Source organism: Blastococcus sp. SYSU DS0616, from assembly GCF_054051015.1.
Window position 1 is genome coordinate 1 of the sequence record NZ_JBJHAJ010000047.1, and the last position, 15,615, is coordinate 15,615.

Genomic DNA, 15,615 nt, shown 5'->3' on the forward strand with positions numbered 1-15,615 from the left:
GGGAGGGGGGCGCTCGGGGGTCGAGGGGGAGACCGCCGACAGCCGCCCCCCGCCCCCCCCCCCCCCCCCCCCCCCCCCCCCCCCCCCCCCCACCGCCCCCCGCGCCACCCGTCCGACCACCGAGAGGGAGACGTGACCTCCACCGACTCGTCCGCGCCCCCGGCGCCGCGCAGGTACGCGATCGTCGGCACCGGCCACCGCGCGGAGATGTACGTCGCGGCGCTGCTGGGCAGCCACGCCGACGTGGGCCGGCTGGTCGCCCTCTGCGACCCCAACCGCGTCCGCATGGCCTACTACCAGCGCCAGTACGCCGCGGCCCACCCCGGCGCGGCGCCCCTGCCGGCGTACGCGCCGCAGGACTTCGACTCGATGCTCGAGGCCGAGCGCCCGGACACCGTCATCGTCGCCAGCGTCGACCACACGCACGCGGAGTACGTCTCCCGCGCGCTGCGCGCCGGGCACGACGTCATCTGCGAGAAGCCGCTCACCACCGACGCCGCGGGCTGCGCCACGATCGTGGACGCGGTCGCCGACAGCGGGCGCGACCTGGTCGTCACCTTCAACTACCGCTACTCGCCGCGGAACGCCGCCGTCCGCCGGCTCGTCGCCGAGGGCGCGATCGGCGCGGTCACCTCGGTGCACTTCGAGTGGGTGCTGGACTCCGTCCACGGCGCCGACTACTTCCGCCGCTGGCACCGGGACAAGTCGCTGTCCGGCGGCCTGTTCGTGCACAAGGCCACGCACCACTTCGACCTGGTCAACTGGTGGGTCGACGCGGTTCCCGAGACCGTCTTCGCCCTCGGCGACCTGCGCTTCTACGGCGACGCCAACGCGAAGGAGCGGGGCCTGGGCGAACGTCCGGCGCGCAGCCACGGCGCCCCGGACGCCGGCCGCGACCCGTTCGCCCTCGACCTGGCCGGGAACGACCGGCTGCGCGCGCTCTACCTCGACGCCGAGGCCGAGGACGGTTACGTCCGCGACCAGGACGTGTTCTCCCCGGGCATCACCATCGAGGACAACATGGCGCTGCTGCTCGGCTACGGCGGCGGCCCGATGCTCAGCTACTCGCTCAACGCCCACGGCCCGTGGGAGGGCTACCGGGTGAGCATCAACGGCACCGAGGGCCGGATCGAGCTGTCGGTGGTCGAGCGGGCGGCGGTGATCGCCGCCGACGACGTCATCGGCGGGTTCGGCGTGGCCGTCGACCCCAGCGCCACCCCCGAGGCGGCCCCGGCGTCCTCCGGTGCCCGCACCGAGGGCACCGAGCTGCTGCTGCAGCGCCGTTGGGAGACCGCCCAGCGGATCCAGGTGCCGGAGGGGCCCGGCGCGCACGGTGGCGGCGACGCCCTCCTCCTCGACGACCTGTTCCGCCCCGGCACCCGACCCGACCCGCTCGGCCAGGCGGCCGGCTGGCTCGACGGCGTCCGCAGCGTCCTCGTCGGCGCGGCCGCCAACCGGTCCCTGACCACCGGCCAGGTCGTGCACCTGGCCGACTTCGGCATCCCGCTGCGGCCCGAGGTCGCAGCCGCTCCCGCCGGGAGCACCCGATGACCCCTTCACCCGCCCCGGAGGCAAGCACCGTGTCCAGCTCGATCGGCATCATCATGAACGGCGTCACCGGCCGGATGGGCTACCGCCAGCACCTGGTCCGGTCCATCCTCGCGATCCGGGACGCCGGCGGCCTGGAGCTCGCCGACGGCCGCAGGGTCGTGCCCGAGCCGATCCTGGTCGGGCGCAACGAGCGCAAGCTGGCCGACCTGGCCGCCCAGCACGGCATCGAGCGGTGGACGACGGACCTGGACGAGGCGCTGCGCGACGACTCCGCGCCGATCTACTTCGACGCGCAGGTCACCCAGGCGCGGGAGAAGTCGATCAAGGCCGCGATCGCCGCCGGCAAGCACGTCTACACCGAGAAGCCGACCGCGGAGTCCCTCGACGGCGCTCTGGAGCTGGCCCGGCTGGCCGCCGAGGCCGGGGTGAAGAACGGGGTGGTCCACGACAAGCTCTACCTGCCGGGCCTGGTGAAGCTGAAGCGGCTGATCGACGGCGGCTTCTTCGGCCGCATCCTGTCGGTGCGCGGCGAGTTCGGCTACTGGGTCTTCGAGGGTGACTGGCAGGAGGCCCAGCGGCCCAGCTGGAACTACCGCAAGGAGGACGGCGGCGGGATCGTCGTCGACATGTTCTGCCACTGGTCCTACGTGCTGGAGAACCTCTTCGGCCGGCCGGAGGCGGTCACCGCCAAGGCGGTCACGCACATCCCGACCCGCATCGACGAGCACGGGCAGGCCTACCCGGCCACCGCCGACGACGCCGCGTACGGGATCTTCGAGCTGCCCGGCGGCGTGATCGCGCAGATCAACTCCTCGTGGGCGGTGCGGGTCTACCGGGACGAGCTGGTCGAGTTCCAGGTCGACGGCACCGAGGGCAGCGCCGTCGCCGGGCTGCGCGAGTGCAAGATCCAGCACCGCGCCACCACGCCCAAGCCGGTGTGGAACCCCGACCTGCCGGTCACCGAGCGGTTCCGCGACCAGTGGCAGGTCGTGCCGGACAACGCCGACCTGGACAACGGCTTCCGGGCGCAGTGGGAGCAGTTCCTCCGCCACGTGCTGGAGGACGCCCCGCACCCGTACGACTTCCTCGCCGGTGCGCGCGGCGTCCAGGTCGCCGAGCTGGGCCTGCAGTCCTCCGCCGAGGGCCGCCGGATCGAGATCCCCGAGGTGACGGTGTGAGCGGCCCGGCCGTCCTCCTGCCCCGCGCCGACGGCACCGTCGGCGAGCACCGGCTCGGCGAGCCCGGCGCCTTCACCCGCCCCGACGGCCCGCTGACCAGCCGCACCGCCTACGCCGCCGCGCACGTCGTCGCCGACCCGCTCGGCGACAACACCCCGGGTGCGCCGGTGGACGTCGACTGGGACGCGACCCTGGCCTTCCGCCGGCACCTGTGGTCCTACGGCCTGGGCGTCGCCGACGCGATGGACACCGCCCAGCGCGGCATGGGCATGCCCTGGAGCACCACCGCCGAGCTGATCCGCCGCTCGGCCGCCGAGGCGCAGGCCTGCGGCGGGCTCCTGGCCTGCGGGGCGGGCACCGACCAGGCGCCGGCCGAGCTGGCCGGCACCGACGAGGTGCTGGCCGCCTACCTCGAGCAGATCGAGGTGATCGAGGGCGCCGGGGCCAACGTGATCATCATGGCCAGCCGGCAGCTGGCCCGGGTGGCCGGCAGCGCCGAGGACTACGCCAAGGTCTACGGCCGGCTGCTCGAGCAGGTGTCCCGGCCGGTGATCCTGCACTGGTTGGGCCCCATGTTCGACCCCGCGCTGGCCGGCTACTGGGGCTCGGCGCAGCTGGCCGAGGCCACCGACACCGTGCTGCAGGTGATCGCCGACCACAGCGCCAAGGTCGACGGCATCAAGGTCTCGATGCTCGACGAGGCGCACGAGGTGGACATGCGCCGCCGGCTGCCCGACGGCGTCCGGCTCTACACCGGCGACGACTTCAACTACCCGACGCTGGTGCGCGGGGACGGCGAGTCGTACTCGCACGCCCTGCTGGGCATCTTCGACGCGATCGCCCCGGCCGCCTCCACCGCGCTGCAGGCGCTGGACCGCGGCGACCTGGCCACCTACGACCGGCTGCTGGAGCCGACCGTGGCGCTGTCCCGGCACCTGTTCGGCGCGCCCACCTACTACTACAAGACCGGGATCGTCTTCCTCGCCTGGCTGGCCGGTCACCAGCCGGGCTTCCGGATGGTCGGCGGGCTGGAGAGCGCCCGCAGCCCGCAGCACCTGGCCGAGGTGTTCCGGCTGGCCGACGCCGCCGGGCTGCTGCCCGACCCGGAGCTCGCCGCGAGCCGGATGCGCACCTACCTGCAGACGGTGGGGGTGGACCAGTGAGCGCCGACCCGCGGCTGGCGAAGCTGTCGATCAACCACAAGACGGTCGAGGGCTGGTCGATGCCCGACTTCGTCGACGGGGTGGCCGCGGCGGGGCTCTCCGCGCTCGGCACGTGGCGTGAGCCGGTCGCCGAGTTCGGGCTGGAACGGACGGCGAAGCTGATCCGCGACGCCGGGCTGCGGGTGTCCTCGCACTGCCGCGGTGGGTTCCTGACCGCGACCGACCCGGCCGCCCGGGCCGCGGCCCTCGAGGACAACCGGCGGGCGATCGACGAGGCCGCCGCCCTGGACGCGGGGTCGCTGGTGATGGTGGTCGGCGGGCTGCCGGCCGGATCGCGGGACCTGGTGGGAGCCCGGGAGCGGGTGGCCGATGCGCTGGCCGAGCTCGCGCCGTACGCGGGGGAGCGCGGCGTCCGGCTCGCCCTGGAGGCGCTGCACCCGATGTACTGCGCCGACCGGGCCGTGCTCTCCACCCTCGCCCAGGCCCTCGACCTGGCCGCACCGTTCCCGTCGGCGCAGGTGGGCGTCGTGATCGACACCTTCCACCTCTGGTGGGACCCGGAGGTGTGGCGGTCGATCGAGCGGGCCGGGGAGCGGATCGCCTCCTTCCAGGTCTGCGACTTCCTCATGCCGATCCCGGCCGACGCGCTGATGGCCCGCGGCTACATGGGCGACGGGGTGATCGACTTCCCGCCGTTCGTGGCCGCGGTCGAGGCCGCGGGCTGGACCGGGGACGTCGAGGTGGAGATCTTCAACGCCGACGTCTGGGCCCAGCCCAAGGCCGAGGTCGTGGAGACGGTGAAGCAGCGCTACCTGGACGTCGTGGTGCCCGGCGTCGGGGCGGGTGGCGTGGGCGCGGGCAGGGTGGAGTCGGCGTGAGGGTGCTGGTCACCGGGGGTGCCGGCCGGCTGGGCCGCAGCGTCGTCGACGGGCTGGCCGACGCCGGCCACGAGGTCGTCTCGGTCGACGTCACCGCGGCGCCGTCGGAGAAGGCCGCCGCGACGTTCCCCGCCGACCTGGCCGACCTCGGCCAGGCCTACGGCGTCATGGCCCGCTACCGGCCCGACGCCGTGGTGCACCTGGCGGCCATCGCCGTCCCGTTCAGCCGTCCCGAGTCGGTCATCCACGCGACCAACACCGCGCTGGCCTACAACGTGCTGCAGGCCGCGGTCGACTCCGGCGTCGGCACCGTGGTGACCGCCAGCAGCCCCACGGTCATGGGGTACGGCAGCCCGGCCGGCTGGGCGCCGCGGTACCTGCCGCTGGACGAGGACCACCCGGCGCGGCCGTGGAACGCCTACGGGCTGTCCAAGCTGGCCGCCGAGCAGACCATGCGGATGTTCGCCGCCCAGTACGGCGACCGGGTGCGGCTGGCGGCGTTCCGGCCGTGCTTCGTGATCGCCCCGGAGGAGTGGGCGGGCGCGCCGACCCAGCAGGGGCACACGGTGCGCGAGCGGATCGCCGACCCGCGGCACGGCGCGGTCTCGCTGTTCAACTACGTCGACGCCCGGGACTGCGCGGACTTCCTGGACACGTTGCTGGGCAAGGCCGGTGAGGTGCCCAACGGCGAGGTGTACTTCGTCGGCGCGCGGGACGCGCTGGCCGAGGCGCCGCTGGCCGAGCTGCTGCCCGAGCACTCCGGGGTCGCGCCCGAGCTGGCGGCCGGGCTGACCGGCACCAGCCCGGCGTTCAGCACCGCGAAGGCCGAGCGGCTGCTGGGCTGGACGGCGTCGCGCAGCTGGCGCACGGAGCTGCGATGAGCACGGTCACCCGGCTGTCCAGCCGGCTGTTCCGGCTGCCGCTGTCCCGGCCGTGGGGCGCCGACGTGCCCGCGCTGCACCTGCTGGTCACCGAGCTGGAGACCAGCGACGGGCGCACCGGCACCGGGTTCAGCTGGACGCCGTCGATCGGGGCCCGCGCGCTGCAGGCGCTCGTCGACTCCGACGTCGCCCCGGTGGTCGTCGGCGGGCCGGTGGAGCCCGGCGTGGTCTGGGACCGGCTCTGGTGGCACCTGCACGAGGCCGGCGGTGGCGGGCTGACCACGATGGCGATCGCCGCCGTCGACACCGCGCTGTGGGACCTCGCGGCGAAGGCCGCCGGGCGGAGCCTGGTCGACCACCTGGGCCGCCGGCGGGACTCGGTCGCCGTCTACGGCAGCGGGGTCAACTTCCACTACTCCCTCGAGGAGCTGGTCGCCCAGACCGAGCGCTGGGTCGCCGACGGGTGCACCGCGGTGAAGATCAAGGTGGGCCGGCCGGACCTGGCCGAGGACGTCGAGCGGGTGGCCGCCGTCCGCGCGGTGCTCGGACCGCACCGCCGGCTGATGGTCGACGCGAACCAGCGCTGGGACCTGCCGACGGCGATGCGTGCGGTCCGGGCCATGTCGGCCTTCGACCTGCACTGGGTCGAGGAGCCGCTGGTCGCCGACGACCTGCCCGCGCTGGGCCGGTTGCACGACGCCGGGCTGGGCGTGCCGATCGCGGTGGGGGAGAACGTCTACACCGCGTTCCAGTACCGCGCGCTGCTGGCGTCCGGGGCGGCCGACGTCGTCCAGCCCAACGTCGTGCGGGTGGGGGGCATCACGCCGTTCCTGCGGATCGCCCAGCTGGCGGCTGCGGCGAGCGTGCCGGTGGCGCCCCATCTGCTGCCGGACCTCTCCGGCCAGTTGGCGATGTGCCTGCCGCTGACCACCATGGTCGAGGACGTCGAGGACGCCTCGTTCGCGGCGCTGGGGGCGCTCGCCCGGCCCAGCGGGGTGGCCATCGCCGACGGCGTCCTGCGTGCCGACACCGCCCCCGGGCACGGCCTGGTCTTCGCCACCGACCGGATGGCGGAGCTGACCGGATGAGGATCCTTGACGCCGGAAAGCGCTTGCCCATAGGGTGAGCGGAGTCACACCGTGCGGGAGCGCGGCCCCACGCGTTCGCGTCGGGACCGTTCCGCGCCGCCCGTCCCACCCCGTCAGAGCGAGGGAGCTCCCCGATGGCATCGGTCACCTACGACAAGGCGACCCGGCTCTACCCCGGCGGTTCGACGCCGGCGGTCGACCAGCTGGACCTGGCGGTCGAGGACGGCGAGTTCCTCGTGCTGGTCGGCCCGTCGGGCTGCGGGAAGTCGACGTCGCTGCGGATGCTGGCCGGGCTGGAGGAGGTCGACGGCGGCGCGATCCGGATCGGCGACCGCGACGTCACCGACGTGCCGCCCAAGGACCGTGACATCGCGATGGTGTTCCAGAACTACGCGCTGTACCCGCACATGAGCGTGGCCGACAACATGGGCTTCGCCCTGAAGATCGCCGGGATGGGCAAGGACGAGCGGGCCACCCGGGTGCGGGAGGCGGCCAAGCTGCTGGACCTCGAGGACTACCTGGACCGCAAGCCCAAGGCGCTGTCGGGCGGGCAGCGGCAGCGGGTGGCGATGGGGCGGGCGATCGTGCGCCAGCCCCAGGTGTTCCTGATGGACGAGCCGCTGAGCAACCTGGACGCCAAGCTGCGGGTGCAGACCCGCACCCAGATCGCCTCGCTGCAGCGCCGCCTGGGCATCACCACCGTCTACGTCACCCACGACCAGGTCGAGGCCATGACGATGGGCGACCGGGTGGCGGTGCTCAAGGACGGGATCCTCCAGCAGGTCGACAGCCCGCGGGAGATGTACGACCGGCCGGCCAACGTCTTCGTGGCCGGCTTCATCGGCTCCCCGGCGATGAACCTCGCGGAGGTGCCGCTGGTCGAGGGCGGTGCCCGGCTCGGCGAGCTGATCGTTCCGCTGTCCCGCGAGACCGTCGCGGCGGCCGGCTCCGACCGGTCGGTCACCCTGGGCTTCCGTCCCGAGGCGATCGAGGTGGCCCCGCCCGGCGAGGCGGGGTTCCGGGCCTGCGTCGACCTGGTCGAGGAACTCGGCTCGGACGCCTACGTCTACGCCTCGCTGCTGGATCAGGAACTCGCCGAGCACCTGCACGGCGGGGACACCGCGCAGATCGTCGCGCGGGTCGACGCCCGGCGGCCGCCGCGGGCCGGTGACGAGGTCCGGTTCGTCATCCGCGGTGGTGAGGAGCACGTGTTCTCCACCAGCACCGGGGCGCGGCTGTCCCGCTGATCGGCATCCCCCGGTCCCACCGTCGGGCGGACGCCTCGCCGGACGGTGCGACCAGACCGTCGTCCGCGGCTGCCCCCGGCGGCCGACCGCGCAGTGAGGATTCCTGTGGACCACGCAACCACGCCGGTCCGGGTCGCCGTCGTCGGAGCCGGCGCGATCGCCGATGACCGCCATCTTCCCGCGCTGGCAGACGTGGGGGAGCGGGTCCAGGTCGTCGCGATCGCCGACGTCGACCTCACCCGTGCCCGCGAGCTCGCCGGGCGCTGGGGCGTGCCCGGCGTCTACGGCGACATCCGGGCGATGCTCGCCGCCGAGTCACCGGACCTGGTCACGCTGTGCACCCCGCCGTCGGCCCACCTCGAGGGCGTCACGGCGTGCCTCGACGCCGGGGCCTGGGTGTGGTGCGAGAAGCCGCCGATGCTCTCCCTCCTCGACCTGGACGCCGTCGCCGAGCGCGAGCAGGAGGGTGGGCCGTACGTCGCCTACGTCTTCCAGCACCGCTTCGGTTCGGGCGCCCAGCGGCTGCGCGAGCAGGTGCGCACCGGTGCGCTCGGGCGCCCGCTCGTCGCCGTCTGCCACACCCTCTGGTATCGCGGCCACGACTACTACGAGGTGCCGTGGCGGGGCCGCTGGGAGACCGAGGGCGGCGGACCGACGATGAGCCACGGCATCCATCAGATGGACCTGCTGCTGTCCGTGCTCGGGAACTGGCGCGAGGTCAGCGCGGTCACCGGAACGCTCGACCGGCGGGTCGAGACCGAGGACGTCGCGATGGCGGTGGTGACCTTCGAGTCCGGCGCCATGGCCTCGATCGTCAACAGCGTGCTCTCCCCGCGGGAGACCAGCTACCTGCGGTTCGACTTCACCGACGCGACCGTCGAGCTGGAGCACCTGTACGGCTACGGGGACGACGACTGGACGTGGACGCCGGCTCCGCACGTCACCGACCGGGAGCGGATCGCCGGCTGGGCCCCCACGGGCGGGGTGGCGAGCGGGCACGTGGCGCAGCTGCGGAGCCTGCTCGACTCCTTCGACCGGCGGGAGCGCCCGCTGGTCAGCGGCCGGCAGGGCCGCGAGACGATGGAACTGGTCACCGGTCTCTACCGCTCCTCGGCGTCCGGGGGCAGCGTCGCCCGGGCCGATCTCGTACCCGGCAGCCCGCACTACGACCGGCTCGGTGGCGACCTGGCGACCACCGGGGGTCAGCGGTGAGCGCCGCGCTCCGGGTCGTCCACGAGCACGGCCGCCGCGTGGTCGTCGCCGTCGAGGGCGACGGCGTCGGCGTCGGCGTCGGCGAGGGTGCCGGGCGGGTCGAGATCGCGTCGTACGACTACGACCCCCAGGTGCCGGACTTCGAGTCCCGGAAGCCCTACCTGCACCCCCTGCGGACTCTCTCCGGCGGGCTGGTGTCGGCCTATCGACCGCACGACCACCGCTGGCACAAGGGCCTGCAGATGACCGTGTCCCACCTGTCGGACCAGAACTTCTGGGGCGGCTACAGCTACCGCCACGGGCAGGGGTACGTCCCCGTCGACAACATCGGCCGCATGCGGCACGACCGCTTCGCCGAGTTCGTCGTGGCCGACCACGAGGTCCGCCTGGTCGAGGAGCTCACCTGGGTGACCGCCGCCGGTGAGGACTGGGTCACCGAGCGGCGCGAGTTGCGCTGGCACGGGGTCGACGTCGAGCGGGGCACCTGGGCGCTGGACTTCGGCACCGAGCTCTGCAACGTCCGCGGCCGGGACCTGCACGTCGGCAGCCCGACCACGCACGGACGCCCCGACGCCGGCTACACCGGGTTCTTCTGGCGGGGACCGCGCGGCTTCACCGGGGGAGAGGTGCTCGTCGCCGACGAGGACGCCGCACCGGAGCCGATGGGCGCCACCTCGCCGTGGCTGGCCTACACGGGTCTGCACGACGAGGTCGACGGCGGCGCGACCCTCCTCTTCATGGCCGGGACCAGTTCCGCGGCGGTGCCGTTGCGCTGGTTCGTCCGCCGTGAGCCGTTCCCCGCGGTGAATCCCTCACCGGCTTTCTCCGAGGAGGTGACGCTCGCGCCGGGGGACGCCCTCACCCTGCGGCACCGGGTGGTGGTCGTCGACCGGCCCTGGACCCGCAGCGACGTGGCGGCCCACGTGGCCGAGCACCCGCTGTGACGGGCGCCCGGCACCCCGCGGCGGGCGCCCCGCCGGCGCCGTTGCCGGGGGCGGTCGGCCTCAGCGGCCTGGACGTCTACCCGTGGGGTACCCACGACGGCCTGCACGGGGGTTCCCCGCACCTGCACCTGTGCTGCTCGGAGGCCTACGTGGTCGTCGGCGGCCGGGGGCGACTGCAGACGCTCACGATGGAGGGCGGCGCCGGGGAGGTGCCCCTCGTCGCCGGCGACGTCGTGTGGTTCACGCCCGGGACCATCCATCGGGCCGTGAACGACGAGGAGCTGCGGGTCGTCGTCGTCATGGAGAACAGCGGCCTGCCGGAGGCCGGCGACGCCGTGCTGACCGTGCCGGGGGAGTACCTGCGCGATCCGGACGCGTACGCGGCCGCGACGTCCCTGACGGGTCCTGACGGGCGCCCCACCCCCGAGCGGGCCCGTGCCCGTCGCGATCTGGCCGTCGAGGGGTTCCTCCAGCTGCGACGACGCACCGAGGCCGGGGACCGGGGGGCGCTGGCCGCCTTCCACGCGGCCGCTGCCGCCCTCGTCCGGTCTCGCGTACCGGACTGGCGGGAGCGCTGGCGGGCGGGTGCACTGGCGGCGGCGCAGCGCACCGGCGACCGGCTGGACGCCCTCCAGCTGGGCAAGGCCGACCACCTGCGCGCCGCTGGTGTGCACCACCTGTCCCGGCGGTCCGACCCGGTGCTCGGCATGTGCGGTTTCCTCTCGCCCTACCTGCCCGAGCGCGAGGCGTCGGCCCCCCCGTTCCCGGAAGCACCCGGCGACGAGCGGCGCCGCCCCGGCGCGTGAGGCCGGGGGGCGCCACCGCCGGCCGCCCGCATCGCGGCGCTGCCCGCGCCGACCGGGTCCCCGGTCGAGGAACCCGACGACGGACCGTAGCCATCCGTCGCCATCGGCCGTGACGGCGTCGCACCCGGCCACCGGGGCCGGCGCACTCTCCGGGGCGCAGGCGCGGACGTCGTCGTCGGGAACCCGCTCGGCGTGCAGTGGGCGTCCGGTGGCAGCACCGCTCATGCCGGCGAGGAGGCCCGGTCGGCCATCCGCGGCGGCGGGGAGGCCGTGACCTCCAGCAGCACCGGTCAGCGGCGCTCCCGCTGACCCGGGCGGCGCGTCCTCCGCGGATGGGGGCGCCCGGTGGCTCAGGCGGGACGGCCGGGGCCGGCGGCGGGGACCAGCCGGGCGGCGTCCGGCACGTCGGAGAAGAGCCACGGGTCCAGCGGCTCGGACTGCCGGATGACGCTCACCGCCCCGGTGCGCTCGAGGACGACGCATCGCACCTCCGCGAGGTTCCGGATGCCGGCCAGCCGCAGCTTCTGCCGCAGTTCGTCCTCGGCGACGTGCGCGGCGCGCAGGTTCTCGTGCAGCGGAGTCGCGCCGGCCATGAGCAGCACCGGGGGGCGGTTCATCAGCCGGTCGGCCCACCGGCTGCGCCGCAGCCGGGCCAGCGCCGTCTGGGTTCCGAAGAGGGTGACCATGGCGAGGGCACCTGTGGCCAGGGTGGGGTCGAGCAGCAGCACCGTGCGGCCGATGACGGCGCCGAGTGCGATCGCGCAGCCGAGGTCGAAGCTGGACATGGTGGCGAGGCTGCGCTGTCCGACGAGCCGGACGCAGAGGATCAGCAACAGGTACATGGCCACGGTGGAGAGCACGACGAGCCCCGCCCGCTCCCAGTCGATCCCCAGCTGATCCATCTTCGGGCCTCCCCGGACGGCGACGGTCGTGCCGCCCATTCTCGGGGGCTGCCGGCCCGGGGCGTCAGTCGGTGAGGTCGTGCAGGATCCGGGCGAGGGTGGCGCGGTCCTCGGGGCCGAGGCGGGCGAACAGCTCGGCGGAGTCGGCGGCCCGAGCGCGCCCCACCTCCCGCCGGACCCGCCGGCCCTCGTCGGTGGGGCGGACGATCACCGCCCGCCGGTCGCCCGGGTCGGGGCTGCGCTCGACGAGGCCGCGTTCCTGCAGGCCGTCGGCCACCTCGGTCGCCGATCGGGGTGCGATGTGCAGCGCCTCGGCCAGGTCGGAGAGCCGGACGCCGTCCCGCTCGCAGACCACCCGCAGGGCCCGGGCCTGGTGCGGGGAGAGGTCCCAGGGCGCGAGGGCCTCGCGCCAGCGACGGCGCTGCGTGCGCGCCACCCGCATCAGCAGGTCGCCCAGCTCGCCGGTCCCGTCCTCCGTCACGGGGGAATGGTAGCGATGATCCGGAGGTTCCCAGACAGTGAGGTAACCTCAGCAACCGAGAACGGGGGTGGCGACATCAGCGAGACGATGACGGGTGGCGGCCGCGGCGGTGGCCGGGGTGGTGGCGGCGGCGAGAACGTCGGCCGCAAGCCAGATCCGGCCGACCTCGCCCAGCTCGAGCGGTCCCCGGTCCGCTGGAGCCGGGTCGCCGGGCTGTTCCGGCCCTACCGCTGGCAGCTGGGGGTCGTGGTGGCGCTGATCGTGGCGTCGTCCGCCGTCGCGCTGGCCACCCCGTTCCTCATCCGCCTGGTCATCGACGAGGCGATCCCCGGGCAGGACGTCCCCCTGCTGCTGTGGGCCGTCGCCGGGATGATCGCCGTCACCGTGGTCACGGCGATCTTCGGCGTGGTGCAGACCTGGCTGTCCACGACCGTCGGCCAGCGGGTCATGCACGGCCTCCGGACGGCCGTCTTCACCCACCTGCAGCGCCAGTCGCTGGGCTTCTTCACGCGCACCAAGGGTGGCGAGGTGCAGTCGCGGCTGATGAACGACGTCGGCAGCATGCAGTCGGTGGTCACCTCGACCGCCACCTCGTTCGCCGCGAACGCCACCACGGTCATCGGCACGGTCGCGGCCATGGTGGTGCTCAGCTGGCGGTTGTCGCTGCTGTCGCTGGTCGTGCTCCCGCCGGCCGTCTGGCTGACCCGCCGCGTCGCCCGCATGCGCCGGACCATCACCGCCCAGCGGCAACGGCACCTGGCCGACCTGCACTCCCAGGTCGAGGAGGGGCTGAGCGTCAGCGGCGTCCTGCTGGGCAAGACGCTGGGCGCGGGCCCGGCGCAGTCGCGGCGGTTCGCCGGCACGTCGGAGTTCCTGGTCGACCTCGAGGTGCGCTCGCAGCTGGCCGGCCGCTGGCGGATGGCCACCATGAGCATCGTCTTCGCCGGCATCCCTGCGCTGATCTACCTGGCCGCCGGGCTGCCGGCGACGTCGGGCGGGATGACCATCGGCACCCTCGTCGCCTTCACCACGCTGCAGGGTGCGCTGTTCCGGCCGCTGATGCAGCTGCTGGACATCGGTGTCTCGCTGACCGCCTCCATGGCGCTCTTCAGCCGGGTGTTCGAGTACCTCGACCTGCCCGTCGACATCGACGACCCCGCCGACCCGGTCGCCGTCGACGCCGCCTCCGTCCGCGGCGAGGTGCGGTTCGAGCACGTCGGCTTCCGCTACCCGGACGGCGTTCGCCCCGCGCTGGCCGACGTCGACGTGACCGTGCCCGCCGGCTCGACCCTGGCGCTGGTGGGGGAGACCGGCTCCGGCAAGAGCACGCTGGCCTCGCTGGTGGCCCGGCTGAACGACCCCACGACCGGGCGGGTGCTGATCGACGGCGTCGACGTCCGCGACCTGCGGCTGGCCGATCTCGCGCGGATCGTCGGCGTCGTCAGCCAGGAGACCTACCTGCTGCACGGCACCGTGCGGGAGAACCTGCTGCACGCCCGGCCCGAGGCCACCGACGCCGAGCTCGTCGACGCCGCCCGCCGCGCGCAGGTGCACGAGGTCATCGCCGCGCTGCCCGACGGCTACGACACGGTGGTCGGCGCGCGGGGGCACCGGTTCTCCGGCGGGGAGAAGCAGCGGCTGGCGATCGCCCGCACGCTGCTGCGCGACCCGCGGGTGCTGGTGCTCGACGAGGCGACCAGCGCCCTGGACAACGAGACGGAGCGGGCGGTGCAGGCGGCGCTCGACGAGGCCAGCCGCGGGCGGACGACGATCACCATCGCGCACCGGCTCTCCACCGTGCGCGACGCCGACCGGATCGTCGTCCTGGACGCCGGCCGGGTCGCCGAGCAGGGTACCCACGAGGAGCTCCTCGCCCTCGGCGGCCGGTACGCCCGGCTGGCCGGGATCGCGCAGCGGGACGCCGTCCTCGCCGGGTGACGGGCGCAGCTCCCCCACTCGTCCTCGCCGTGCGGCCGCCGTCCTCGCGGTGCACCACGAGGACGGCGGCCACACAGCGAGGGCGGCGAAGCCCCAGCACCGCGGCGGCGAAGTGACGCACGCCCCGGAATCGGTTGGTCACCGCCGGCGGTTGCGCCGGTCATGGACCTGTTCTCCCCCGTGCGGCTCGGCGACCTCGAGCTGGCCAACCGCGTCGTCATGGCACCGCTCACCCGGATGCGCTCCGGCCGCGCCGCGATTCCCCGCGACGTCGTCGTCGAGCACTACGAGCAGCGCGCCGGCGTGGGCCTGATCATCACCGAGGGGACCTTCCCCAACGACGAGTCGCGCGCGTTCGCCGGGCAGCCGGGCATCGTCACCGACGAGCAGGCCGAGGGCTGGCGGCGCGTCGCCGACGCCGTCCACGCCCGCGGCGGCCGCATCGTCCTGCAGGTCATGCACGGCGGCCGGGTCTCCCACCCGGAGCTGACCGGCACCCGCGTCGTCGCCCCCAGCGCGATCGCCATCGAGGGCGAGGTGCACGTCGGTGGCGGGGTCAAGAAGCCCTTCCCGGTGCCGCACGCGCTCACCACCGAGGAGGTGCGCGCCACGATCGCCGACTTCGTCGCCGCCTCGCGCCGCGCCGTCGACGCCGGCCTGGACGGCGTGGAGCTGCACGCGGCCAACGGCTACCTGCTGCACGAGTTCCTGTCGCCGGCGTCCAACCGGCGCGAGGACGCCTACGGTGGCAGCCCCGAGAAGCGTGCCCGCTTCGTGCACGAGGTCGCCGCCGCGGTCGCCGAGGAGGTCGGCGCGGGGCGGGTCGGCCTGCGCATCTCCCCCGAGCACAACATCCAGGACGCCCTGGAGACCGACCGCGCCGACGTGCTCGCCACCTACGGCGCGCTGGTCGACGGACTGCGCCCGCTGGGCCTCGCCTACCTCAGCGTGCTGCACGTCGAGCCCGCCGGTGACCTCGTGCAGGAGCTGCGCCGCCGTTTCGGTGGGCCGCTGATCGCCAACAGCGGCTTCGGCACGGTGACCACCCGCGCGGAGGCCGTGCGGCTGATCGAGGAGGCGCACGCCGAGGCCGTCGCCGTCGGCCGGCCGGTGCTCGCCAACCCCGACCTGGTCGAGCGCTGGGCCGGTGAGCACCCGGAGACCCAGGCCGACCCGCGCACTTTCTACACCTCCGGGCCGGAGGGGTACACCGACTACCCGACGCTGGCCGCCGCGGGGCGCTGAGCACCGGGGGGGGGGGGGGGGGGGGGGGGGGGGGGGGGGGGGGGGGGGGGGGGGGGGGGGGGGGGGGGGGGGGGGGGGGGGGGGGGGGGGGGGGGGGGGGG

Annotated in this window: 14 protein-coding genes; 12 read left to right on the plus strand and 2 right to left on the minus strand. The window is 74.6% G+C overall.

The features are described from left to right. Window positions 1–132 precede the first annotated feature (132 nt). The 10 genes from ACI79K_RS20765 (at window position 133) to ACI79K_RS20810 (ending at window position 10,948) form a co-directional block, all read left to right on the plus strand. Entirely contained in the window at window positions 133–1,551 is a 1,419-nt protein-coding gene (locus ACI79K_RS20765; RefSeq protein WP_456589787.1) for a Gfo/Idh/MocA family protein, read from the plus strand. Between the two features lie 29 nt (window positions 1,552–1,580). Continuing rightward, window positions 1,581–2,729 carry a Gfo/Idh/MocA family protein gene (locus ACI79K_RS20770; RefSeq protein ID WP_456589786.1) on the plus strand — a complete coding sequence of 383 codons (1,149 nt, stop codon included), beginning with the start codon at window positions 1,581–1,583 and terminating at the stop codon, window positions 2,727–2,729. After that, complete coding sequence (locus ACI79K_RS20775; RefSeq protein WP_456600649.1) at window positions 2,726–3,892, plus strand: dihydrodipicolinate synthase family protein; 1,167 nt, start codon at window positions 2,726–2,728, stop codon at window positions 3,890–3,892. The genes ACI79K_RS20770 and ACI79K_RS20775 overlap by 4 nt, the downstream gene beginning before the upstream one ends. Beyond that, complete coding sequence (locus tag ACI79K_RS20780; RefSeq protein WP_456600650.1) at window positions 3,889–4,770, plus strand: sugar phosphate isomerase/epimerase family protein; 882 nt, start codon at window positions 3,889–3,891, stop codon at window positions 4,768–4,770. Before ACI79K_RS20775 ends, ACI79K_RS20780 begins: the two co-directional genes overlap by 4 nt. Then, a complete protein-coding gene (locus tag ACI79K_RS20785) occupies window positions 4,767–5,651 on the plus strand; it encodes an NAD-dependent epimerase/dehydratase family protein (RefSeq protein WP_456589783.1) in 885 nt (294 codons plus the stop codon). The genes ACI79K_RS20780 and ACI79K_RS20785 overlap by 4 nt, the downstream gene beginning before the upstream one ends. Further along, window positions 5,648–6,739 (plus strand): mandelate racemase/muconate lactonizing enzyme family protein, encoded by a 1,092-nt coding sequence (locus tag ACI79K_RS20790; RefSeq protein WP_456589782.1) that lies wholly within the window; start codon window positions 5,648–5,650, stop codon window positions 6,737–6,739. The genes ACI79K_RS20785 and ACI79K_RS20790 overlap by 4 nt, the downstream gene beginning before the upstream one ends. A gap of 134 nt (window positions 6,740–6,873) precedes the next feature. Beyond that, on the plus strand, window positions 6,874–7,986 hold the full coding sequence (locus ACI79K_RS20795; protein WP_456589781.1) for an ABC transporter ATP-binding protein: 1,113 nt from the start codon (window positions 6,874–6,876) through the stop codon (window positions 7,984–7,986). Between the two features lie 105 nt (window positions 7,987–8,091). After that, window positions 8,092–9,198, plus strand: coding sequence for a Gfo/Idh/MocA family protein (locus ACI79K_RS20800; RefSeq protein ID WP_456589780.1), 1,107 nt, complete (start codon window positions 8,092–8,094; stop codon window positions 9,196–9,198). Then, the gene (locus tag ACI79K_RS20805; RefSeq protein ID WP_456600651.1) at window positions 9,195–10,142 is read left to right on the plus strand and encodes a DUF6807 domain-containing protein; all 948 of its coding nucleotides are present in this window, start codon (window positions 9,195–9,197) and stop codon (window positions 10,140–10,142) included. Before ACI79K_RS20800 ends, ACI79K_RS20805 begins: the two co-directional genes overlap by 4 nt. Next, window positions 10,139–10,948 (plus strand): cupin domain-containing protein, encoded by an 810-nt coding sequence (locus tag ACI79K_RS20810; RefSeq protein ID WP_456600652.1) that lies wholly within the window; start codon window positions 10,139–10,141, stop codon window positions 10,946–10,948. The genes ACI79K_RS20805 and ACI79K_RS20810 overlap by 4 nt, the downstream gene beginning before the upstream one ends. Before the next feature lie 350 nt (window positions 10,949–11,298). Here ACI79K_RS20810 and ACI79K_RS20815 read toward each other — a convergent pair whose 3' ends face one another. Both ACI79K_RS20815 and ACI79K_RS20820 read right to left on the minus strand, forming a co-directional pair. Then, on the minus strand, window positions 11,299–11,850 hold the full coding sequence (locus ACI79K_RS20815; RefSeq protein WP_456589777.1) for a DUF421 domain-containing protein: 552 nt from the start codon (window positions 11,848–11,850) through the stop codon (window positions 11,299–11,301). 64 nt (window positions 11,851–11,914) lie between these two features. Further along, entirely contained in the window at window positions 11,915–12,331 is a 417-nt protein-coding gene (locus tag ACI79K_RS20820; protein ID WP_456589776.1) for a MarR family winged helix-turn-helix transcriptional regulator, read from the minus strand. Window positions 12,332–12,418: 87 nt separating this feature from the next. Between ACI79K_RS20820 and ACI79K_RS20825 the strand changes: the two genes are divergently transcribed. Together ACI79K_RS20825 and ACI79K_RS20830 are read left to right on the plus strand one after the other, a co-directional pair. After that, entirely contained in the window at window positions 12,419–14,269 is a 1,851-nt protein-coding gene (locus tag ACI79K_RS20825; protein ID WP_456600653.1) for an ABC transporter ATP-binding protein, read from the plus strand. A gap of 162 nt (window positions 14,270–14,431) precedes the next feature. Next, window positions 14,432–15,514 carry an alkene reductase gene (locus ACI79K_RS20830; RefSeq protein WP_456589774.1) on the plus strand — a complete coding sequence of 361 codons (1,083 nt, stop codon included), beginning with the start codon at window positions 14,432–14,434 and terminating at the stop codon, window positions 15,512–15,514. The last annotated feature ends 101 nt before the right edge of the window (window positions 15,515–15,615 follow it).

Excerpts from the sequence above, each read along its gene's own strand:
- ACI79K_RS20790 (WP_456589782.1), top strand. The coding sequence starts at position 5,648 with ATGAGCACGGTCACCCGGCTGTCCAGCCGGCTGTTCCGGCTGCCGCTG.
- ACI79K_RS20795 (WP_456589781.1), top strand. The coding sequence starts at position 6,874 with ATGGCATCGGTCACCTACGACAAGGCGACCCGGCTCTACCCCGGCGGT.
- ACI79K_RS20815 (WP_456589777.1), bottom strand. The coding sequence starts at position 11,850 with ATGGATCAGCTGGGGATCGACTGGGAGCGGGCGGGGCTCGTCGTGCTC.
- ACI79K_RS20825 (WP_456600653.1), top strand. The coding sequence starts at position 12,419 with ATGACGGGTGGCGGCCGCGGCGGTGGCCGGGGTGGTGGCGGCGGCGAG.
- ACI79K_RS20830 (WP_456589774.1), top strand. The coding sequence starts at position 14,432 with ATGGACCTGTTCTCCCCCGTGCGGCTCGGCGACCTCGAGCTGGCCAAC.